The 19,806-nt window shown below is 73.1% G+C and carries 23 protein-coding genes; 6 read left to right on the forward strand and 17 right to left on the reverse strand.

The genetic code is table 11. From position 1 onward, the window contains the following. Window positions 1-27: 27 nt before the first annotated feature. Genes ACZ4Z4_RS18960 through hisI form a run of 3 tightly spaced genes read right to left on the reverse strand, consistent with a single transcriptional unit; the run spans window position 28 to window position 2,611 of the window. Complete coding sequence (locus ACZ4Z4_RS18960; protein WP_468328242.1) at window positions 28-675, reverse strand: TIGR02234 family membrane protein; 648 nt, start codon at window positions 673-675, stop codon at window positions 28-30. 7 nt (window positions 676-682) lie between these two features. Further along, window positions 683-2,206 carry an anthranilate synthase component I gene (locus ACZ4Z4_RS18965; protein ID WP_468328244.1) on the reverse strand — a complete coding sequence of 508 codons (1,524 nt, stop codon included), beginning with the start codon at window positions 2,204-2,206 and terminating at the stop codon, window positions 683-685. A gap of 9 nt (window positions 2,207-2,215) precedes the next feature. Beyond that, entirely contained in the window at window positions 2,216-2,611 is a 396-nt protein-coding gene (gene hisI / locus ACZ4Z4_RS18970) for a phosphoribosyl-AMP cyclohydrolase (protein WP_468328246.1), read from the reverse strand. 82 nt (window positions 2,612-2,693) lie between these two features. Between hisI and ACZ4Z4_RS18975 the strand changes: the two genes are divergently transcribed. Continuing rightward, the gene (locus ACZ4Z4_RS18975; RefSeq protein WP_468328248.1) at window positions 2,694-3,329 is read left to right on the forward strand and encodes a TIGR03085 family metal-binding protein; all 636 of its coding nucleotides are present in this window, start codon (window positions 2,694-2,696) and stop codon (window positions 3,327-3,329) included. A 28-nt stretch (window positions 3,330-3,357) separates the two neighbouring features. On the opposite strand, the gene ACZ4Z4_RS18980 is transcribed toward ACZ4Z4_RS18975, so the two are convergent. The 10 genes from ACZ4Z4_RS18980 to hisD form a co-directional block, all read right to left on the reverse strand. Continuing rightward, the gene (locus ACZ4Z4_RS18980; RefSeq protein WP_468328250.1) at window positions 3,358-4,599 is read right to left on the reverse strand and encodes an MFS transporter; all 1,242 of its coding nucleotides are present in this window, start codon (window positions 4,597-4,599) and stop codon (window positions 3,358-3,360) included. Beyond that, window positions 4,596-5,189: an ArsR/SmtB family transcription factor gene (locus ACZ4Z4_RS18985; RefSeq protein ID WP_468328252.1), complete on the reverse strand. Its 594-nt coding sequence runs from the start codon at window positions 5,187-5,189 to the stop codon at window positions 4,596-4,598. Before ACZ4Z4_RS18985 ends, ACZ4Z4_RS18980 begins: the two co-directional genes overlap by 4 nt. Window positions 5,190-5,261: 72 nt before the next feature. After that, a complete protein-coding gene (hisF, locus tag ACZ4Z4_RS18990; RefSeq protein WP_468328254.1) occupies window positions 5,262-6,017 on the reverse strand; it encodes an imidazole glycerol phosphate synthase subunit HisF in 756 nt (251 codons plus the stop codon). Then, window positions 6,014-6,409, reverse strand: coding sequence for a Rid family hydrolase (locus ACZ4Z4_RS18995; RefSeq protein ID WP_468328256.1), 396 nt, complete (start codon window positions 6,407-6,409; stop codon window positions 6,014-6,016). Before ACZ4Z4_RS18995 ends, hisF begins: the two co-directional genes overlap by 4 nt. Next, a complete protein-coding gene (priA, locus tag ACZ4Z4_RS19000; RefSeq protein ID WP_468328258.1) occupies window positions 6,406-7,131 on the reverse strand; it encodes a bifunctional 1-(5-phosphoribosyl)-5-((5-phosphoribosylamino)methylideneamino)imidazole-4-carboxamide isomerase/phosphoribosylanthranilate isomerase PriA in 726 nt (241 codons plus the stop codon). The genes ACZ4Z4_RS18995 and priA overlap by 4 nt, the downstream gene beginning before the upstream one ends. Beyond that, window positions 7,128-7,769, reverse strand: coding sequence for an imidazole glycerol phosphate synthase subunit HisH (hisH, locus tag ACZ4Z4_RS19005; protein ID WP_468328260.1), 642 nt, complete (start codon window positions 7,767-7,769; stop codon window positions 7,128-7,130). Before hisH ends, priA begins: the two co-directional genes overlap by 4 nt. 17 nt (window positions 7,770-7,786) lie before the next feature. Then, window positions 7,787-7,951 carry a hypothetical protein gene (locus ACZ4Z4_RS19010; RefSeq protein WP_468328262.1) on the reverse strand — a complete coding sequence of 55 codons (165 nt, stop codon included), beginning with the start codon at window positions 7,949-7,951 and terminating at the stop codon, window positions 7,787-7,789. Between the two features lie 4 nt (window positions 7,952-7,955). Continuing rightward, window positions 7,956-8,549: an imidazoleglycerol-phosphate dehydratase HisB gene (gene hisB, locus ACZ4Z4_RS19015; RefSeq protein ID WP_362992372.1), complete on the reverse strand. Its 594-nt coding sequence runs from the start codon at window positions 8,547-8,549 to the stop codon at window positions 7,956-7,958. Continuing rightward, complete coding sequence (locus ACZ4Z4_RS19020; protein ID WP_468328264.1) at window positions 8,546-9,667, reverse strand: histidinol-phosphate transaminase; 1,122 nt, start codon at window positions 9,665-9,667, stop codon at window positions 8,546-8,548. The genes hisB and ACZ4Z4_RS19020 overlap by 4 nt, the downstream gene beginning before the upstream one ends. After that, entirely contained in the window at window positions 9,664-10,995 is a 1,332-nt protein-coding gene (gene hisD / locus ACZ4Z4_RS19025) for a histidinol dehydrogenase (RefSeq protein ID WP_468328266.1), read from the reverse strand. Before hisD ends, ACZ4Z4_RS19020 begins: the two co-directional genes overlap by 4 nt. A gap of 223 nt (window positions 10,996-11,218) precedes the next feature. On the opposite strand from hisD, the gene ACZ4Z4_RS19030 reads away from it, so the two are divergent. The 4 genes from ACZ4Z4_RS19030 to ybaK all read left to right on the forward strand — a co-directional run bounded on the left by ACZ4Z4_RS19030 (window position 11,219) and on the right by ybaK (window position 15,158). Next, window positions 11,219-12,733, forward strand: coding sequence for an oxidoreductase (locus tag ACZ4Z4_RS19030; RefSeq protein ID WP_468328482.1), 1,515 nt, complete (start codon window positions 11,219-11,221; stop codon window positions 12,731-12,733). A 182-nt stretch (window positions 12,734-12,915) separates the two neighbouring features. Then, on the forward strand, window positions 12,916-13,887 hold the full coding sequence (locus ACZ4Z4_RS19035; RefSeq protein WP_468328483.1) for a hypothetical protein: 972 nt from the start codon (window positions 12,916-12,918) through the stop codon (window positions 13,885-13,887). A gap of 2 nt (window positions 13,888-13,889) precedes the next feature. Next, window positions 13,890-14,636, forward strand: a complete 747-nt coding sequence (locus ACZ4Z4_RS19040) for an LON peptidase substrate-binding domain-containing protein (RefSeq protein WP_468328268.1) — start codon at window positions 13,890-13,892, stop codon at window positions 14,634-14,636. A gap of 21 nt (window positions 14,637-14,657) precedes the next feature. Continuing rightward, the gene (gene ybaK, locus ACZ4Z4_RS19045) at window positions 14,658-15,158 is read left to right on the forward strand and encodes a Cys-tRNA(Pro) deacylase (RefSeq protein WP_468328270.1); all 501 of its coding nucleotides are present in this window, start codon (window positions 14,658-14,660) and stop codon (window positions 15,156-15,158) included. 163 nt (window positions 15,159-15,321) lie between these two features. On the opposite strand, the gene ACZ4Z4_RS19050 is transcribed toward ybaK, so the two are convergent. From ACZ4Z4_RS19050 to ACZ4Z4_RS19065, 4 genes are all read right to left on the reverse strand, one after another. Further along, window positions 15,322-16,005, reverse strand: a complete 684-nt coding sequence (locus tag ACZ4Z4_RS19050; protein ID WP_468328272.1) for a DUF2567 domain-containing protein — start codon at window positions 16,003-16,005, stop codon at window positions 15,322-15,324. Between the two features lie 34 nt (window positions 16,006-16,039). After that, window positions 16,040-16,864 carry an ABC transporter permease gene (locus tag ACZ4Z4_RS19055; RefSeq protein WP_468328274.1) on the reverse strand — a complete coding sequence of 275 codons (825 nt, stop codon included), beginning with the start codon at window positions 16,862-16,864 and terminating at the stop codon, window positions 16,040-16,042. A 34-nt stretch (window positions 16,865-16,898) separates the two neighbouring features. Beyond that, entirely contained in the window at window positions 16,899-17,933 is a 1,035-nt protein-coding gene (locus ACZ4Z4_RS19060; protein WP_468328276.1) for an ABC transporter ATP-binding protein, read from the reverse strand. 63 nt (window positions 17,934-17,996) lie between these two features. Beyond that, entirely contained in the window at window positions 17,997-19,235 is a 1,239-nt protein-coding gene (locus tag ACZ4Z4_RS19065) for an NYN domain-containing protein (protein WP_468328278.1), read from the reverse strand. Window positions 19,236-19,551: 316 nt separating this feature from the next. On the opposite strand from ACZ4Z4_RS19065, the gene ACZ4Z4_RS19070 reads away from it, so the two are divergent. Next, window positions 19,552-19,731, forward strand: a complete 180-nt coding sequence (locus ACZ4Z4_RS19070; RefSeq protein WP_468328280.1) for a hypothetical protein — start codon at window positions 19,552-19,554, stop codon at window positions 19,729-19,731. The last annotated feature ends 75 nt before the right edge of the window (window positions 19,732-19,806 follow it).

Consider the following 19,806-nt stretch of genomic DNA (forward strand, 5'->3'; position numbering starts at 1 on the left):
CTCGCGCGTATGCGGTGAGCGCGGGGGTCATGTTCCGTGCGTCGGATCCTCGCCGCGGTCGAGGGCCTTCCACAGCTCCTCGGGCCGCTCCGGGTCCGGGGCGCGGCGCGCCTTGCGGGGGCTCGGCGCGCCGTCGCGTTCGTACCGTCCCGACATCGCGGGCCAGGAACGGCCGTACGTGAGAGCGAGGAGCCCGGCGAGCAGGATCAGGACGCCCGCGGCGGCCGCGGCGTACGGCCAGCCGGTGTGGCTCAGGTCGCCGATGGTGGCGGCGGCGTCGCCGGAGGCCGTGGCGGCCTTCTCGTCGAGCGCGTCGCTGTCGTCGGCGCCGAGCAGGGCGGCGGCGACGATGCCCCCGCCGCTCAGCGTGAGCAGCAGGGAGACGAGGAGGCGCCCGGCGCGGCGGACCGCGAAGACCGCGACGAGCGCGGCGAGGCCCACTATGGCGAGGGCCGCGGGCACGCCGGTGACGTCGCTGCCCTTGGCGGTCAGCGGCAGCTCGCCGCCGGCCACCGACGCGGTGCCGTGGGCCCAGTCCTGGCGGGAGGCGAGCAGGGCGAGGGCCGCGCCGACGGCGCCGAGCAGCAGCGCGGCGGCGATGCTGCGCCGGCTGCTGCGCTGGGCGCGGCTCTCGGACGCGGCCTCGGTACGGGGCGGAGGTACGGCAGAAGTCACCCGTCCACTATCCCTCACGGCTCGAACGGTCGTGCAGCCGGTTCGCCGTGTGGATGGCGCGCAGCACGGCGGCGGCCTTGTTCCGGCACTCGGTGTCCTCGGCGACGGGGTCGGAGTCGGCGACGACTCCGGCTCCGGCCTGTACGTATGCCGTGCCGTCGCGGAGGAGGGCGGTGCGGATGGCGATGGCGGTGTCGGAGTCGCCCGCGAAGTCGAGGTAGCCGACGCAGCCGCCGTACAGGCCGCGCCGGGAGGGTTCGAGCTCGTCGATGATCTGCATGGCGCGCGGCTTGGGGGCGCCGGAGAGGGTGCCCGCGGGGAAGCAGGCGGTGAGGACGTCGAAGGCGGTGCGGCCCTGGGCGACCTGTCCGGTGACCGTCGACACGATGTGCATGACGTGGGAGTACTTCTCGATGGACATGAAGTCGACGACCTCGACGGAGCCCGGCTCGCAGACCCTGCCGAGGTCGTTGCGGCCGAGGTCGACGAGCATCAGGTGCTCGGCGCGCTCCTTGGGGTCGGCGAGCAGTTCGTCGGCGAGGGCCTGGTCCTCCCGCGGGGTGGCGCCGCGGTGCCGGGTGCCCGCGATGGGGTGGACCATGGCGCGCCCGTCCTCGACCTTGACGAGGGCCTCGGGCGAGGAGCCGACGACGTCGAACGCCTCCCCGTCCCCGTGGGGGAACCGGAAGAGGTACATGTACGGCGACGGGTTGGTGGCGCGCAGCACGCGGTAGACGTCCAGCGCCGTCGCGGTGCAGGGGGTCTCGAAGCGCTGCGAGGGCACGACCTGGAAGGCCTCGCCGGCCCGGATGCGCTCCTTGATGTCCTCGACGGCTTCCTGGTACTGCTCGCCGCCCCACAGGGCGGTGTACGCGGGGAGCTCGGAGGGCGGCAGGGCGGCCGGGGGCTGGGAGACGGGCCGGGAGAGGTCGGCCTCCATGGCGTCGAGGCGGGCGACCGCGTCGGCGTAGGCCTCGTCGACCCCTGTCTCCAGGTCGTTGTGGTTGATCGCGTTGGCGATCAGCAGGACCGAGCCGTCCCAGTGGTCGAGGACGGCGAGGTCGCTGGTGAGGAGCATGGTCAGCTCGGGCAGGCGCAGGTCGTCGCGGTCGCCGGAGCCGATCTTCTCCAGGCGGCGCACGATGTCGTAGCCGAGATAGCCGACCATGCCGCCGGTGAAGGGCGGCAGGCCGTCGGCGCTGACCACGTCGCGCGGGGTGTGCAGTATGCCGATGGTGGCGCGCAGCGCGGCGAGCGGGTCGCCGGAGGTGGGCACGCCGACGGGCGGGGTGCCGAGCCAGTGGGCCTCGCCGTCGCGGACGGTGAGGGCGGCGGCGCTGCGGACGCCGACGAAGGAGTACCGGGACCACGACCGGCCGTTCTCCGCCGACTCCAGGAGGAACGTGCCGGGGCGTTCGGCGGCGAGCTTGCGGTAGAGGCCGACGGGGGTGTCGCCGTCCGCGAGGAGCTTGCGGCTGACGGGGATGACGCGGCGGTCGGTCGCGAGCTTGCGGAAGGTCTCGAGGTCCATGGCAGGACCCTACTGACCGGACGCGGGCGCGCCGGGCACGGGAAGCACGGGCAGCACGTCGGTGTCGAAGCAGGTGCGGGTGCCGGTGTGGCAGGCCGCGCCGACCTGGTCGACCTGGACGAGGACGGTGTCCGCGTCGCAGTCGAGGGCGACCTCCTTGACGTACTGGAAGTGGCCGGACGTGTCGCCCTTGACCCAGTACTCCTGACGGCTGCGCGACCAGTAGGTGCAGCGCCCGGTGGTGAGGGTGCGGTGCAGCGCCTCGTCGTCCATCCAGCCGAGCATCAGCACCTCACCGGTGTCGTACTGCTGGGCGATGGCGGGGACGAGCCCGTCGGCACTGCGCCTGAGGCGCGCGGCGATCTCCGGGTCGAGGTTGCTGCTGGGCGGGGGCACGCTGGTCATGGGCCCATTGTGCCGCCCCGCGCGGGCCGCGCCCCGCGCCGTCCACTGTGCGGACCGCGCGGCCGGTCGTAGGCTGGCTGGTATGTCGACCCATGCGAAGCGTGAACGACTTCTTCTCGCCGACCTGTTGGAGGCGGAGGGGCCCGAGGCGGCCACTCTGTGCGAGGGCTGGAAGACCCGTGACCTCGCGGCCCACGTGGTGGTGCGCGAGCGGCGCGCCGACGCGGCGGGCGGGCTGCTGATCAAGCAGCTCGCGGGGCGCCTGGAGCGGGTGCAGGCCGAGTTCGCCGCGAAGCCGTACGAGGAGCTGATCCAGCTCATCCGGACGGGGCCGCCGCGTTTCTCGCCCTTCGCCCTGAAGCAGGTGGACGAGGCGTCGAACGCCGTCGAGTTCTACATCCACACCGAGGACGTGCGCCGCGCGCAGCCCGACTGGACGCCGCGCGAGCTCGACCCGGTCTTCTCGGACGCCCTGTGGTCCCGTCTTGAACGCACGGCCCGGCTGGTGGGCCGCAAGTCACCGGTGGGCCTGGTCCTGCGTCGCCCGGACGGCCGGACGGCGGTGGCGCACCGGGGCACTCCGGTGGTGACGGTGACCGGTGAGCCGGCCGAGCTGCTGCTGTTCGCGTTCGGCAGGCAGGAGGTCGCCGACGTCTCTCTCGACGGCGACAAGGAGGCGATCGCCACGCTGCACGAGACGAAGCAGCTGGGCCTCTGAACGGGCTCGGCCACCTGAACCGGCTTGCTCAGCGCGGGAGTTCGGCGCGGCGCAGGGAGCGTGCGCAGAGGCCGACGACGCCTCCGGCCGCGCTGAGCGCCGCGCTCGCGGCGAAGACGGGCCCGGCGCCCCAGGCGCCGATCGCCGCGCCCGCGACGGGGTAGCCGAGCGGGGCGACGCCCACGGTGAAGAACGTGACCACGGACGTGACGCGGCCCAGATAGGCGGGGTCCGTCACCGTCTGGGCCAGGGTGGCGATGACGGCGCCGCCGAGGCCGGTGAGCAGGCCCACGCAGAGCCCGGCCGCCGTCGCGGTCACGACGGAGGGGACGTAGGCGATCGCGCCGAGGGCGACCGAGCCGCCGATCACCGCCCAGGACAGGACGAGCCCGGCGTGCGGGACGCGGCCGCGGACGGCGATGAGGAGCGCGGCGCACCCGGCGCCGACGCCGAAGCCGGCGAGGATCCAGCCCTGGCCCGAGGCGCCCCAGCCGCGCTCCTCGGCGAGCAGGACGAGCCCGATGTTGGCGGGCCCGGCGAAGCCCAGCTCCGTGACCGCGGCGGTGACGACCAGCGGGGCGAGGACGCGGTGCCCGCGGATGTACCGCAGGCCGCCGAGGAGTTGCCGCCCGGCCGGCTCCGCCCGCCCCGCCGCCTCGTCCGGGGCGAGGTCACGGACGCGTACCGCGAGGAGCAGCACGAGCGACACGGCGAACAGCGCGCCCGCCGCACCGAACCCCGCCACCGGCCCGCCGGCCGCCACCGCGAGGCCGCCCAGCGGCGCCCCGGCCACCGTGGCGACGCGCTGCGCGAGCCCCCGCATGCCCTGCACGCGGCCCAGCTGGTCCGGCGAGGTGAGGCGCGGTGGCAGGGCGCCCACGCTCGGCAGGAAGAGCGCGTCGACCGCGCCGAAGACGAGGGCGAGGGCCGCCAGGAGCCAGATCCCCGGTGTGGACACCAGGAGCAGCACCGTCACCGCGAGGATCACCGCGCACCGCACGGCGTCGCTGCCGATGACGACGCGGCGCGGCCCGAAGCGGTCGGCGACGACTCCCCCGCCCAGCATGAGCGCGGCGCGCGGGACGGCCCCGACGGCGAGCACGAGGCCCGCCTGCGCGGGGCTTCCGCTGCGGGTGGCGGCCCAGGACAGCGCGAGGAAGTAGAGGCTGTCCCCGACCATCGACGTGGTGTAGGCACCGAGCCAGCGCAGGACGTTGGCGTCGCGGTGGGCGGGGCGTGCGGTGACGGGCGCCGCGGCTATGCCGGTCACAGCGACCGGAAGGGGAAGGCCTTCAAGTCCAGCAGCACGTTCTCACGGCCGTCCGTGTCCCCGGCCTCCTCGGCGGCCCTGGCCCGCTGCTCGTGCGTGCGGATCACGGCGTGCAGCTCCTCGGTGAGTGCGGTGAGCTCGGCGGGGGTGTAGCGGCCGAGGAAGTCGGAGCTGTCGGCGGCGGAGCGCCACTCGGGACTCCAGGCCGCGCGGTGGTCGAGCCAGGCGCCGAAGAGACGGGTGTGCTGCTCGTGGAGGGCGCGTGTCGTGGCGGCGAGCGCGGCCGCCTTCTCCGGAGTGTCCTCGAAGTCGTCGCTGCTGAAGGAGAGCGTTTCCTGGGCGGGGGTCCACCACCGTTCGCGCCCGTCGCCCCGCTGCGCCTGCGGTGCCTCTTCGATCAGGCCGTGCTCGGCGAGTTTGCGCAGGTGGTAGCTGACGAGGGAAACGGCCTCGTCGACGTCGTCAGCGAGCTGTGAGGCGGTGGCGGCACCGGCGACCTTCAGCGCCCCGTAGAGCTTCAGCCGCAGGGGGTGCCCGAAGGCCTTCAAGGTGCCGACGTCGGTCACGCGGCGCTTCTGCTGTCTGCCCATGACCCCACCGTAGATGCGAAAGAAAAGTTGCACAACGAATGTTGCGCAACTTTTCTTTCTTATCGGCCGGAGCTACCGGACCGGGTGCCCCGCCCCCCGCAACATCCCCTTGACCTCACCGATCCGCAGATCCCCGAAGTGGAAGACCGAAGCCGCGAGCACCGCGTCCGCCCCCGCCTCGATGGCCGGCGGGAAGTGCTCCAGGCGGCCCGCGCCGCCGGAGGCGATCACCGGCACGGTGACGTGCTTGCGGACCGCCGAGATCATCTCGATGTCGTAGCCGTCCTTCGTGCCGTCGGCGTCCATCGAGTTGAGCAGGATCTCGCCCGCGCCCAGCTCGGCCGCCCGGTGCGCCCACTCGACGGCGTCGATGCCCGCGGACTTGCGGCCGCCGTGCGTGGTGACCTCGAAACCGCCCGACGCGGTCCTGCGCGCGTCGACCGACAGGACGAGCACCTGCCGCCCGAACCGCTCCGCGATCTCGCGGATCAGGTCGGGGCGGGCGATCGCCGCCGTGTTGACGCCGACCTTGTCCGCGCCCGCGCGAAGGAGCTTGTCCACGTCCTCGGCGGTGCGCACGCCGCCGCCCACCGTGAGCGGGATGAAGACCTGCTCGGCGGTGCGGCGGACCACGTCGTACGTCGTCTCGCGGTTGCCGGACGACGCCGTGATGTCCAGGAAGGTCAGCTCGTCGGCGCCCTCCGCGTCGTACACCTTGGCCATCTCGACGGGGTCGCCCGCGTCGCGCAGGTTCTGGAAGTTGACGCCCTTGACGACGCGGCCGTTGTCCACGTCGAGGCAGGGGATCACACGTACCGCGAGCGTCATGCGGAGGCTCCTCGGTAGGCTTCCAGTTCCACTTCGACCAGGATGCGCGAGTCGACGAAGCCGGAGACGACGACCATGGTCATCACCGGGCGCACGGAGTCGAAGACCTCCTTGTGCGCGCGTCCCACCGCGTCGACGTCGCGCGCGTGCGTGATGAGGAGCCGCACGGCGGTCACGGACTCGGGGCCGAGCCCGAACTCGGCGATCGCCGCCAGCGCGTTGGCGATGGCGACCCGCGTCTGCTCGTAGGGGTCGCCCTCGCCGTACAGGATGTCGCCCTTGAAGGACGTGGTGCCGCCGACCACCACCCGGTCGCCCGCCTCGACGGCCCGCGCGAAGCCGAAGGCCTCCTCCCAGGGGCTGCCGCTCTGCACTCGTCGTACGCCACTCATCGGGACACGGCCTCCAGCGCTTCCTCCAGCGTGAACGCCTTCGCGTACAGCGCCTTGCCGACGATCGCGCCCTCGACGCCGAGCGGCACGAGTTCGGAGATGGCGCGCAGGTCGTCCAGGCTGCTGACCCCGCCGGAGGCGACGACCGGGCGGTCCGTCGCCGCGCAGACGTTGCGCAGGAGCTCCAGGTTGGGGCCCTGGAGCGTGCCGTCCTTGGCGATGTCGGTGACCACGTAGCGCGCGCAGCCCTCGCTGTTGAGGCGCTCCAGGGTTTCGTAGAGGTCGCCGCCGTCGCGGGTCCAGCCGCGGCCGCGCAGCGTCGTGCCGCGCACGTCGAGGCCGACCGCGATCTTGTCGCCGTGCTCGGCGATGACCTTGGCGACCCACTCGGGGGTCTCCAGGGCGGCCGTGCCGAGGTTGACGCGGGTGCAGCCGGTGGCGAGGGCGGCGGCCAGCGAGGCGTCGTCGCGGATGCCGCCGGACAGCTCGACCTTGATGTCCATGGCTCCCGCGACCTCGGAGATCAGCTCGCGGTTGTCGCCGGTGCCGAACGCCGCGTCGAGGTCGACCAGGTGCAGCCACTCGGCGCCCGACCGCTGCCAGGCGAGGGCGGCCTCCAGCGGGGAGCCGTAGGAGGTCTCCGAGCCGGACTCGCCGTGGACGAGGCGTACGGCCTGGCCGTCGCGGACGTCGACGGCGGGAAGGAGTTCGAGGGTGCTCACAGGGTTCCGATCCAGTTGGTGAGGAGCTGGGCGCCGGCGTCGCCGGACTTCTCGGGGTGGAACTGGGTGGCGCTCAGGGCGCCGTTCTCGACGGCCGCCACGAAGGGCTCGCCGTGCGTGGACCAGTGCACGTACGGGGCGCGCATCGCCGGGTTCGCGACTTCCAGGGTCCAGTCGTGCACGGCGTAGGAGTGCACGAAGTAGAAGCGGGCGTCGTCGTCCAGGCCCTTGAAGAGCGGTGAGCCCGCGGAGGCCTGGACGGTGTTCCAGCCCATGTGCGGGACGATCTCGGCCTTCAGCGGCTCGACCGTGCCGGGCCACTCGTCGAGGCCCTCGGTCTCCACGCCGTGCTCGATGCCGCGCGCGAAGAGGATCTGCATGCCGACGCAGATCCCCATGACCGGGCGGCCCCCGGAGAGGCGGCGTCCGACGATCCAGTCGCCGCGCGCCTCCTTGAGCCCCTGCATGCAGGCGGCGAATGCGCCGACGCCGGGCACGAGCAGGCCGTCGGCGTTCATGGCCCTGTCGTAGTCACGGGTGATCTCGACGTCGGCTCCCGCGCGCGCGAGGGCGCGCTCGGCGGAGCGGACGTTGCCGAAGCCGTAGTCGAAGACGACGACCTTCTTGGGAGAGCTCATGTCGCGTACTCCTCCCGTCAGTTCCAGTAGTCGAGCCGCAGGATGCCCGCGGCCAGGCACATCGCGGCGCCGATGGAGAGCAGCGTGATCAGGCTCTTCGGCATGCCCTGCTTGACGAAGGAGATGATGCCGCCGATCAGGAAGAGCCCGACGACGATGAGGATGGTGTTGAGGCCGTTCATGGGGTTACAGCGCGCCCTTCGTGGACGGAAGGATGCCGGCCGCGCGCGGGTCGCGCTCGGACGCGTACCGCAGGGCGCGGGCCAGCGCCTTGAACTGGCACTCCACGATGTGGTGGGCGTTGCGGCCGTACGGCACGTGGACGTGCAGGGCGATCTGGGCCTGCGCGACGAAGGACTCCAGGATGTGCCGGGTCATCGTCGTGTCGTACTCGCCGATCATCGGCGCCATCTTCTCGGGCTCGGTGTGCACGAGGTACGGGCGGCCGCTCAGGTCGACCGTCACCTGGGCGAGCGACTCGTCCAGCGGGACGGTGCAGTTGCCGAAGCGGTAGATGCCGACCTTGTCGCCGAGCGCCTGCTTGAAGGCGGCGCCCAGCGCGAGCGCGGTGTCCTCGATGGTGTGGTGCGAGTCGATGTGCAGGTCGCCCTCGGTCTTGACCGTGAGGTCGAAGAGGCCGTGGCGGCCGAGCTGGTCGAGCATGTGGTCGTAGAAGCCGACGCCGGTCGACACGTCGACCTTGCCGGTGCCGTCGAGATCGATCTCGACGAGGACCGACGTCTCCTTCGTGGTGCGTTGGACCCGTCCTACGCGGCTCATGCGTGTCGCTCCTTCTTCAGTTCGCGTACCGCATCGAGGAACGCGTCGTTTTCGGCGGGGGTTCCTGCGGAGACCCGCAGCCATCCCGGCACTCCGTTGTCCCGGACGAGGACGCCCCGGTCGAGGATCCGCCGCCACACCTCGTGGGCGGCCCCTTCGCCTTCGAACCGCCCGAACTGGACGAAGTTGGCGTCGGAGTCGGTGACCTCGTAGCCCATCGCCCGCAGCTCGGTGACGAGGCGGTCGCGCTCGGCCTTGAGCTGCTCGACGTACCCCAGGAGCGTGTCCGTGTGCTCCAGGGCGGCCAGCGCGGTGGCCTGCGTGACGGCCGAGAGGTGATACGGCAGCCGTACGAGCTGCACCGCGTCGACGACCGCCGGGGCGGCGGCGAGATAGCCGAGGCGCAGCCCGGCGGCGCCGAACGCCTTCGACATGGTGCGGGAGATCACGAGGTGCGGCCGCCCCTCGATCAGCGGGAGCAGCGAGTCGCCGTGGCTGAACTCGACGTACGCCTCGTCCACGACCACCATCGAGGGCTTCGCGGCCTGCGCCGCCTCGTACAGGGCGAGGACGGTCTCGGCGGATACGGAGTTGCCCGTGGGGTTGTTGGGGGTCGTGATGAAGACGACGTCCGGCTGGTTGTCGGCGATGGCCTTCGTGGCCGCCTCGACGTCGATCGTGAAGTCGTCGTGGCGCGGGCCGGAGATCCAGCCGGTGCCGGTGCCGCGCGCGATGAGGCCGTGCATCGAGTACGAGGGCTCGAAGCCGATGGCCGTGCGGCCGGGTCCGCCGAAGGTCTGGAGGAGCTGCTGGATGACTTCGTTCGAGCCGTTGGCCGCCCAGACGTTGGCGAGGGTGACCTCGTGCCCGCCGGTGCGGGTGAGGTAGCGCGCCAGCTCGGTGCGGAGCTCGACCGCGTCCCGGTCGGGGTAGCGGTTGAGGTCGCGGGCGGCCTCGCGGACCCGCTCGGCGATGCGCTCGACGAGCGGCTCGGGGAGCGGGTACGGGTTCTCGTTGGTGTTCAGGCGCACGGGCACGTCGAGCTGGGGTGCGCCGTAGGGGGACTTGCCGCGCAGCTCGGCGCGGACGGGGAGTTCGTCGATGCGTACGTCGCTCACTGGCCCGGCACCTTCCAGCCGAACCTCACCTTGATCGCCGCGCCGTGCGCCGGCAGGTCCTCGGCCTCGGCGAGCGTCACCACGTGGTGGGCGACGTCCGCGAGGGCCTCGCGGGTGTAGTCCACGATGTGGATGCCGCGCAGGAACGACTGGACGCTGAGGCCCGAGGAGTGGCAGGCGCAGCCGCCGGTGGGCAGGACGTGGTTGGAGCCCGCGCAGTAGTCGCCGAGGGAGACCGGCGCCCAGGGGCCGACGAAGATCGCGCCCGCGTTCTTGACGCGCCCGGCGACGGCGGCGGCGTCGGCGGTCTGGATCTCCAGGTGCTCCGCGCCGTACGCGTCGACGACCCGCAGGCCCTCCTCCAGGCCGTCGACCAGGACGATCGCGGACTGGCGGCCGCTCAGCGCGGGGACGATCCGGTCCTCGACGTGCTTGGTGGCGGCGACCTGCGGCGCCAGCTCCTTCTCGACCGCGTCCGCGAGCGCCACGGAGTCCGTGACGAGGACGGCGGCCGCGAGCGGGTCGTGCTCGGCCTGGCTGATCAGGTCGGACGCGACGTGCGCCGGGTCGGCGGTGTCGTCGGCGAGGACCGCGATCTCGGTCGGGCCCGCCTCCGTGTCGATGCCGATGCGGCCGGTGAAGTAGCGCTTGGCGGCCGCGACCCAGATGTTGCCGGGACCCGTGACCATGTTGGCGGCGACGCAGCTCTCGGTGCCGTACGCGAACATGGCGACGGCCTGGGCGCCGCCGACCGCGTACACCTCGTCGATGCCGAGGAGGGCGCAGGCGGCGAGGATCGTCGGGTGCGGCAGGCCGCCGAAGTCGGCCTGCGGCGGGGACGCGAGCGCCATGGACTCGACGCCGGCCTCCTGCGCCGGCACGGCGTTCATGATCACGGAGGACGGGTAGACGGACCGGCCGCCCGGGGCGTAGAGCCCGACGCGCTCGACGGGCACCCACTTCTCGGTGACCTGGCCGCCGGGCACGACCTGGACGGTGTGCGGGGCGCGGCGCTGCTCGCGGTGGACGGCGCGGGCGCGGCGGATGGACTCCTCCAGGGCCTCGCGCACGGCCGGGTCGAGGCCGGCCAGGGCCTCGGTGAGCGCGGCGGCGGGCACGCGGACCTGGTCCAGGCGCACCCCGTCGAACTTCTCCGCGAACTCGATCAGCGCCGCGTCGCCACGATGATGCACGTCCTCGCAGATGGGCCGCACCTTGTCCAGGGCAGCCGCGACGTCGAAGTCGGCACGGGGCAGCAGGGCGCGCAGGGCGGCCCCCGACGGAAAGTCCGTGAGGGTGTCGCCGCGCAGATCGATTCGAGAGATCACATGGCCAATTCTCTCAGACCTTCTTTCGACGTCGGTCGCCCGTATCACTGGCTGATATGAGCCACGGAAGACCGTGTTCACCCCTGGCGTTCAGCCGGTCACAGAGCGGGCATGAAACGGGTGTACGAGCCAGACGCGCACCGCGGGACGGAGGGCGGAAGCAGTGGTCGACGACGCCGCTACCGGCGACCCGCCGGACGGGCTGACCGCCGCGGAGATCGGCATGTGGCAGGCCTTCAGGAACGGCAGCGTCTACGACCTCCGATCGGGTGACCCGGCCGCCGACGATCCGCACGGCGGGCACCCCTGGGGCCCCGAGCGCAGCGTGCGGGCGCGCATCGTGTGCTGGCTGCTCCTCGACGGGCCGCCCGCGCTGGCGGGCCGGGTGTCGTCGCTGAAGCTGGCGGGCGTGCAGATCACCGACCCGCTCGACCTCGCGGGCGGCACGGTCGTCCCGTACACCGAGATGAAGCACTGCCGCTTCGAGAAGGAGGTCCTGCTCCCCGAGGCCCGCTTCGCGACACTGCGGCTCGTCGACTGCTCCATCCCCCGCATCGAGGCCGCCAGGCTGCACACCGAGGGCGATCTGCATCTGCCGCGCTGCCGCGTGCACAACGGCATCCGCCTCACGGACGCGCACATCGGCACCGACCTGCTGCTCAACCAGGCGGTGGTCTACCGCGACCGGCGCGGCCAGTCCATCACCGGCGACGGCCTCACCGTCGGGCAGGACCTCCAGGCCGAGATGATGGAGTCGCACGGCCAGCTGAGCCTGCGCGGCGCGAAGATCGGCGTCTCACTCAGCCTGCGCGGCAGCAGACTGATCAACCAGTACGGCAGGCAGGCCCTCAACGCCCCGCAGATGACCGTCGAGCGCACCCTGTACCTGACCCCGGCGGCCGTCGGCAATCCGCCGCAGACCAGCGGCACCACCCCGGCCCGCGGCACGCGCGTGCAGCACTTCGAGTGCGTGGGCGGCATCCGGCTCGACGACGGCCGCTTCGGCGACGCCATCGACTTCGCGCACGCCCGCTTCACGCTCCGGCAGGACCAGGAGCTCTCCCTGCGCCGCGTCCAGACGCCCGAGCTCCGCTTCCTCGGCGAGGCGCCGCGGCGCGGCAAGGTCGTGCTCTCCGGCGCCAGGATCGTCAACCTCATCGACAGGGCGAGCAGCTGGCCCGGGCCCGGCGGCCTCCAGATGGGCGGTTTCAGTTACGAGAACCTCGTGCCGCAGGGCAGCTTCCCGCTCGCCCGGCGCCTCGACTGGGTGCTGGCGGCGACGGCCGAGTACAACCCGGAGCCGTACGAGAAGCTCGCCGCCGTCCTGCGCAACGGCGGCGAGGACGCCGACGCCCGCGAGGTCCTCCTCGCCAAGCAGCGGCGGCGCCGCGAGACCCTGCCGCTGGCCGCGAAGCTCTGGGGGTACGCGCAGGACTGGACCGTCGCCTACGGCTACCGGCCGGGCCGGGCCGCGGTCTGGATGGCCGTGCTGTGGGCGGTCAGCGCCGTGGCGTTCTCGCGCGCCGACCATCCGGCGATCAAGCCGGGCGAGCACCCGAACTGGAACCCCGCCCTCTTCGCCCTCGACCTGCTGCTGCCCGTCATCAACCTCGGGCAGGACAGCTACTGGCAGCTGCGCGGCGGCTGGCAGTGGTTCTCGACCGCGCTGATCCTGCTCGGCTGGGTCCTCGCCACCACGGTCGCGGCGGGCGCGACCCGGCTCCTGCGCCGCAACTGACCTCCGGTGGCCGGCGGCTGAACCGTTATGCGCGGCCGGGCAACCATCGCCCTCCCCCGGCCGTCATCCCTGCGACCAACAAACGAGAAACCACGACGGTGACCGGCGAGCCCGCGCGAGCGGCGCCGGTTGAGGCGCAAAGGAGGGCACGGGTGCTGCGTGCCTTCATCCGTACCGCCCGCATGCTCCGGTACACCCCGCGGCTCGCCGCCGGGCTGCCGCCGGACGACGAGGTACTTCTCGACGTGCCCGACGAGCGGCTCGCCCCCGCCCTGGTCGCCGCCGGGCGCGGCGACTACGGACCGGCCGCGAAGGTCCTCGCCACCACGCGCGAGGCCGCCGAGTGGGAGAACCGCGACCGCTACACCACGCGGCTCGCCGCCTTCGCCCGCTCCCGCCCCGAGTGGTTCGACGACTGGCTGGGTGCCTCCCCGCACGACCCGGACGCCCTGCTCGTCAAGGCCGAGCTCGCGGTCGTCCGCGGCTGGGAGTCACCGGCCCGCGCCGAGCTCCTGCGCGACTGCGGCCCGCTGCTCACCGCCGCCGCCGAGGCCGACCCGCGCGACCCGGTGCCCTGGCGGATCGCCCTGGACCACGCCCGCGGCACGCACGCCCCGCACACCGTCTTCGAGCGGCTGTGGGAGGAGGCGGTGCGCCGCTCCTCGTACCACTACGGCTGCCACGCCTCGGCCCTCCAGTACCTCTCCGCCGCCTGGTACGGCTCGCACCGCGAGTGCTTCGACTTCGCCGAGCGCGCCGCGGCCGACGCGCTGCCCGGCTCGCTGATACAGGTCCTCCCGGCGCGGGCCGCCTTCGCCTACCTGACCAGCCCTTCGGGGAACCTGCCGCGGCAGCGCCTCGACGCGGCCGCCGACCTCGCGATCGCGCTCTCGTACGAGTACGAGGCCGGGGACCCGTGGCCGGCCGAGGTCCGCAACCTCCTCACGTACGTCCTGGTCCGCCTGGAGCGCTGGAACGACGCGCTGGAGCAGCTGCGCCTGATCGGCCCGTACGCGACGTCGTTCCCCTGGGACCGGCTGGCCGACGACCCGCTCGGCCAGTTCCTGGAGCTGCGGGACGGCGTACGCATCGAAGTGGCGTCGATGACGCCGCTGCGCGCTCCGCGCGAACGCGACCCCTCCGGCGAGCATTAGGCTTGCCGGTCGTGACCACCCGGCTTCCGCTCTTTCCGCTCAACTCGGTGCTGTTCCCCGGCCTCGTCGTGCCGCTGAACGTCTTCGAGGAGCGATATCGCGCCATGATGCGCGAGCTGCTCAAGACCCCCGAGGAGGAGCAGCGTCTGTTCGCCGTCGTCGCGATCCGCGACGGCCTGGAGGTGGCGCCGAGCGCGCCCGGCCTCCCCGACCCGACGGCGCTGCCCGAGCACGGCCCGGCCGCGGGCTTCGGCGGCGATCCGCTCAAGGCGTTCCACGCCGTGGGCTGCGTCGCGAGCGCGGCGACGATCAGGGAGCGCGACGACGGCGGCTACGAGGTCCTCGCCACCGGCACGACCCGCGTGCGCGTCCACTCCGTCGACGCCTCGGGAGCCTTCCTCACCGCCGAGGTCGAGGAGCTGCCCGAGGAGCAGGGGGACGGCGCGGGTGCCCTGGCCGAGGGCGTCCTGCGGGCCTTCCGCTCGTATCAGAAGCGGCTGGCCGGGGCGCGCGAGGGATCCCTGTCGACGGGGGCCGAGCTGCCCGACGACCCGTCCGTCGTGTCGTACCTGGTCGCCGCGGCGGCCGTCCTGGACACCCCGACGAAGCAGCGGCTCCTGGAGGCGCCGGACACCGCGTCGCGGCTGCGGGACGAGCTGAAAACGCTTCGCTCCGAGACCGCGATCATCCGTAATCTGCCGTCGCTGCCCGCGACGGACCTGACGCGCGGGACGACCAGCCTCAACTGAGCCACGGAAGGCACGGACACCTTGGCGAAGAAGCAGAAGAAGCAGCAGTCGGCGGGGACCCCGGCGACGGTGGCCCTCACCGCGGCGGGCGCGGAGTTCACCGTCCACGCCTACGACCACGACCCGTCCCACCCCTCGTACGGCGAGGAGGCCGCCGAGGCCATGGGCGTCTCCCCGGACCGGGTCTTCAAGACGCTGGTCGCCGAGGTCGACGGGGAGCTCACCGTGGCCGTCGTGCCCGTCGCGGGCTCCCTCGACCTGAAGGCCCTGGCCGCCGCCGTCTCCGGCAAGCGCGCGGTGATGGCCGATCCGGCGGCCGCCGAGCGCACCACGGGCTATGTGCGGGGCGGGATCTCCCCGCTCGGCCAGCGCAAGAAGCTGCGCACGGTCCTGGACGACTCGGCGTCGGCGCACGCCACCGTCTGCGTCTCGGCGGGCCGCCGCGGCCTGGAGGTGGAGCTGGCGCCGGGCGACCTGGCGGAGCTCACCGGCGCGGTCCTCGCGCCCATCGGCCGGGCGTGAGAGGGACGACGTGAAAACGCCCTCGACACGTGTCCCGTGCGGGACTAGTACCGAGGGCATGTCGAAGAAGACGCGCATGCGGAAGTGGCGGGCGAAGAAGCGCAAGGCCAACCACGGGAAGCGGCCCGCTTAGCGGACGCGGGCGCCGGGACCGGCACAGGCCCTAGGAGCCCGCGCGCAGGCCCTCGGGGTAGTCGTCGTCCCGTGGGCCCTGGTAGGACACCGGCGCGGGGTACGGCTCCGGGTCGCGCGGTCCGAAGAGCCCGGTGAGGCCGAGGTGCACGGCGAGCGCGGCCACCGGCCAGGCGAGGAGCGTGCCCTTGGCCTTCAGTTCCAGCGGCGCGTCGAAGACGACGCCCTTGCCGACGGACTTGGCGTGCGCCACGACGTCCTGCTCCGGGCCGAGCCAGACGCCGGCCTTCCACGCGATCAGCGCCCCGAGGAGGCTGCCGAGCGCGAGCCCCACGACCAGCGGGATCCCGCCGCGTTTGCGGAGCAGGAAGACGACGGCACCGCTGACGAGGCCGAAGCCGAGCGCAAGCAGCGTAAACGTTCCGTCTACGCCCATCGCCTGCTCGCCCTCGGTGTCCTTGAGGTACACCGCCTTGCCGTCCGAGACGAGCGGCACCCGCGGCGCGAGCCACGCCCACAGCAGCGCGAGCAGGACTCCGCCGACGGCCACCACGACCATGGTCACCACGGCCGGCAGCACTTCGTCCTTCAGCCCGGCACCGGCTTCCCCGGCGCCGTGCGCGGACGTCGCTCCCGACGGCTGCGCGGCTGTCTGCCAGGGCTCGTGCGGGGTGCGGTCGTGCGGCGGTTGGGAGGGTGTCTGCGGTGCGGTCACCCCCACATCGTGCCAGCACTCCCTGTGCGGCGCGTCACCGGACGGCTGCCCGGCGGAAAGCCCACGTCGCCACGGCCAGGGAGACCACGCCGACGCCCGCGCAGACCGCGAGGTCCAGCGCCACGACGGCCCAGTCCGGATCCGGTCCGAACGTACGGGCGAAGGCCTCCACGCCGTACGTCGAGGGCAGCAGGTCGCGCGCGTATTGCAGCAGCGTCGGCATGCGGTCGGCCGGGAGCACGCCGAGCAGCAGCGCCGCCGACATGCCCATCTGACCGAGGAGCGTGGCCAGTTCGGGCCGTGGCGCGAGCAGGCCGAGGGCCGCGCCGAGCCCGGCCAGCGCGGCACCGGCCAGCGGGATCACCGCGAGGAGCACCCACAGGTGGGTGAACGGCAGCCCGAAGAGGCCGCACCCGACGAGCGCCGTGACGAAGGTGCCGGGCACCGTGAAGGAGGCGTACGCCGCCGCGGCCCCCAGGACCACGGCCGCGGGCGGCACGGGCAGCGTCGCGTAGTGGTCGAGCCCCCCGTCGGAGCGGAGCTGCCCGAAGTACTGCGCGAGCAGGTTGAGCGCGACGAACGCGACGACGAGGACGGAGGAACCGGCGACGACGGCCCGCGCCTCACCGCCCCCGTCGACGACGCCGCGCATCAGGATCATGATGCCGACGGACTGGAAGGTCGCCACGAACAGCAGCGGTATGCGGGCGACCCTGGCCCGGGACAGCTGGGCGCGGTAGACGGCGCAGAGCGCCGGGAACAGCCGCGCCGGCGGCCCGAGGGGCGCGGGGCCTCCGGCCTCCCGCTCCGCACGGCCGCCGTCGGCCCGCACGGCGGCTTCCAAGGGAACCGCACTCACCGGACAACCCCTCCGTCTTCGTTCCTGCCAGGAGTCACGCCTTGATCAGCCCCTTCCCGCTGCCGCCCAGCGCGAGATAGACATCCTCCAGGCTCGGCGTGGCCAGCGTGAAGTCGTCGAGTGCGGCGAACGCGGCGCCGCCGGTCACCGCGGCGACGGCGGCCCGCGCCGCGTCGGGTGCGAGGCGCAGGGTCCAGCGCCGCCCCGACTCGACGGCGAGGGAGCGCAGCGCGGCCACCTCGGGGACGCCGAGCGGCGCCCGCTCCCGCCACACCAGCTCCACCCGGACCTCGTCGGCGACCTTCTCCTTGAGGCCGGCCGGGCTGTCGCAGGCGATGACCTTGCCCCGGTCGAGGACGGCGACCCGGTCGAGGACGGTCTCGGCCTCGATCACGTTGTGGGTGACGAGCACGACCGTCGTCCCGCGCTCGGCGCGCCGCGAGTCGATCGCCGCCCAGACGGCGCGCCGCGCGACGGGGTCCATCCCGGTGGTCGGCTCGTCGAGGACGAGCAGCGGCCGCTCCCCCACCAGCGCGGTGGCGAAGCAGGCGAGCCTGCGCTGCCCGCCGGAGAGCTTCTTCAGCGGCCGTGAGGCCAGCGCGGTGAGTCCGAGCTCTTCGAGGACCGCGTCCCGCTCGGCGCGGGCCCGCGGCACGTCGAGGCCGCGCAGCCGTCCGGTCGTCTCGACGGCGAGCGACACGGTCAGCTCGTCGAGGGCGGTGGACTCCTGGCCCAGGTAGGCGAGGATGCGCGCGGCCCGCTCGGGGTGGCGCACGATGTCGTGGCCGAGGATCTCGACGCTGCCGCTGTCGGGCCGCATCAGGCCGGTCAGCTGGCGTACGAGGGTGGACTTGCCGGCGCCGTTGGGGCCGAGCAGGCCGAAGATCTCGCCGCGGCCGACCGTCAGGCCGATGCCGTCGGTGGCGCGGACCTCGGGGGTCGCGGGCCTGCCGCGTCGGGCGCGGGCGGCGGGATAGGTCTTCACCAGGTCGCGCACCGCGCAGACGGCGTCGTTGCCGTGTTCCTGACGGAGTCCCTGTCGGACTGCCGGTGCCGGGCGCGTACTCACGAAGGACGAGCCTACGGGGTCCGCGGGCGCGGGCGACGCCCGGGGCGGTCCGTACGGCCCGTGTCAGCCACCGGCGCGGTCCCCCGCGGGCGCGTGCTCGGCGGCCGTCCGCACGTCGACCTCACGCCAGAAGCCCGCCCGGATCGCGTACCGGTCGTGCTCGTCGATCTGGTCGTCCTTGTGGGCGAGGAGGCCGAACCGCGCCGCGTAGCGCAGGAGCTCGCCGTCGATGCGGTGCGGGATGCGGGGGTACATCGTCGACAGTTTCTGAAGGTTGTGCTGTTCCGGGAGGCGCGCCATCCAGCGCCGGGCGAACACCTGTCCTACCTCGTAGGGGTCGCCGCCGACGGTGGTGATGTCCTCCTCGCGGTCGGCCCAGCGCTGCTCGGCCGTGGTCAGCTGGGCGAGGGTGGGCAGGGCGGCGGCCTCGGCGCTCTCGGCCGCGCCGCCGGGCCGCTCGACCCAGCCCTTGTCGGAGGACCAGCGCAGCGTCGCGTTCGTGGGCTGCTGGGCGGGCTGGGTGCCGGGGCCGCGCAGGGCTGCGAGGTCCTTGGGCGTGGGGACGCCCTTGCCCGCGGGGACGCGGTGCTCGTCGGCCTGCCGGCCGTTCGCGGCGGGTTCGGTGTGCCGGGCTGGGGTCTCCTCCTCGGCGCGCTGCGCGGCGGCGGCGAGCGCGGACTCCGGGAGGGGTGCGGAGAGGATCGCGGCGATCTCGGGGCGGGGCGCGGGCGGCGGCGCGCAGATGCCGGTGAGCTCCTTGGGGCGTACGGCCTTGGTGATCCAGGCCCGGTCGAGCACGCGCCGCTCGTCGGCCTCGGCGACCAGGTCCTCTGACTGGTTGTAGTCGCCGTCGGCGGCCTGGACGGCCCACAGGTGGACGGCGACGCCGTGCTCCTTGGCGGCCATCATGCCGGGCAGCAGGTCGCCGTCGCCGGTGACGAGCACCACGTCGGAGCAGGCGCGGTTGCGGGCCAGCTCGGTCAGCTCGGCGTGCATCGCGGCGTCGACGCCCTTCTGGGCCCACCGTCCGTCGCTGCGGGTCAGGGCGCCGAGCCGGACCGTCACGCGGGGCATGACGCGCAGCCGCCGGTGCTCGGGCTGCGGGACCCGGTCGGGGGCGCCGTCGAACCAGTAGATGCGCAGCAGGGGGCGCTCGGTGTCCGCCTCCGCGCGCTCGCGAAGCCCCTGGATCAGGGCGGTGTGATCGACGGTGATCCGGGACCTGGAGGGCTCGCCCGCGAGGAGACTCGCGGCGGCACCCAGCAGATACCCGGCGTCCACCAGGACGATGCAGCGATCCACGCGGTCCACCCTCTTTCCCTGCCCGGAGGTCTCTGGACGTTCCCTCGAAGTCCCACGAAGACACCCTGTAAGGACAACGAATCAGGGGTGCGGGTCCGCGGCGGGTTTCCCTTCGAGTCTGCCCGACCCGGCGGAGGTTAACGGCCGGAACTCGATCTTCGGCGTGGCGCATCCGCGGATCGCCCGCCCACAGCCCTCGTCCCGCCCGCCCACAGCCCTTATTACGCACGGTAATTCTCTGAAATGCGCGCTTTGTCGACATATGTGAATCTGAACGCGTCATGGCCCCCGGATCCCCTTCAGGAGGAAGATCACCATGGCCAAGAACAAGAACCGCAAGCAGGGCGGCGAACAGAACCGCGCCTCGCAGGCCGAGCAGGCGCAGGAGCAGGCCAGGTCGGCCGCCACCGATGCCCAGTCGGCGATGCAGTCGCAGGCCCAGGGCAGCCCTGCTGATGTTGCCCGTAAGCACCAGCGCCGCTTCGGCCACAACTGACACACATCCAGGCACACATGAGGGGCGCACCCGGAAGCGGGTGCGCCCCTCATGACGTGGTGAGTGGGACCGTCC

Source organism: Streptomyces sp. NPDC030245, assembly GCF_055572995.1.

Coding starts and splice junctions, on each gene's coding strand:
- ACZ4Z4_RS19010 (WP_468328262.1), bottom strand. CDS start 7,951: ATGAACGGCCTCAACACCATCCTCATCGTCGTCGGGCTCTTCCTGATC.
- ACZ4Z4_RS18975 (WP_468328248.1), top strand. CDS start 2,694: ATGTCGACCCATGCGAAGCGTGAACGACTTCTTCTCGCCGACCTGTTG.
- ACZ4Z4_RS19070 (WP_468328280.1), top strand. CDS start 19,552: ATGGCCAAGAACAAGAACCGCAAGCAGGGCGGCGAACAGAACCGCGCC.
- hisB (WP_362992372.1), bottom strand. CDS start 8,549: ATGAGCCGCGTAGGACGGGTCCAACGCACCACGAAGGAGACGTCGGTC.
- ACZ4Z4_RS18995 (WP_468328256.1), bottom strand. CDS start 6,409: ATGAGTGGCGTACGACGAGTGCAGAGCGGCAGCCCCTGGGAGGAGGCC.
- hisH (WP_468328260.1), bottom strand. CDS start 7,769: ATGAGCTCTCCCAAGAAGGTCGTCGTCTTCGACTACGGCTTCGGCAAC.
- ACZ4Z4_RS18965 (WP_468328244.1), bottom strand. CDS start 2,206: ATGGACCTCGAGACCTTCCGCAAGCTCGCGACCGACCGCCGCGTCATC.
- ACZ4Z4_RS19030 (WP_468328482.1), top strand. CDS start 11,219: ATGTGGCAGGCCTTCAGGAACGGCAGCGTCTACGACCTCCGATCGGGT.
- hisI (WP_468328246.1), bottom strand. CDS start 2,611: ATGACCAGCGTGCCCCCGCCCAGCAGCAACCTCGACCCGGAGATCGCC.
- ACZ4Z4_RS18985 (WP_468328252.1), bottom strand. CDS start 5,189: ATGGGCAGACAGCAGAAGCGCCGCGTGACCGACGTCGGCACCTTGAAG.
- hisF (WP_468328254.1), bottom strand. CDS start 6,017: ATGACGCTCGCGGTACGTGTGATCCCCTGCCTCGACGTGGACAACGGC.
- ACZ4Z4_RS19035 (WP_468328483.1), top strand. CDS start 12,916: ATGCTCCGGTACACCCCGCGGCTCGCCGCCGGGCTGCCGCCGGACGAC.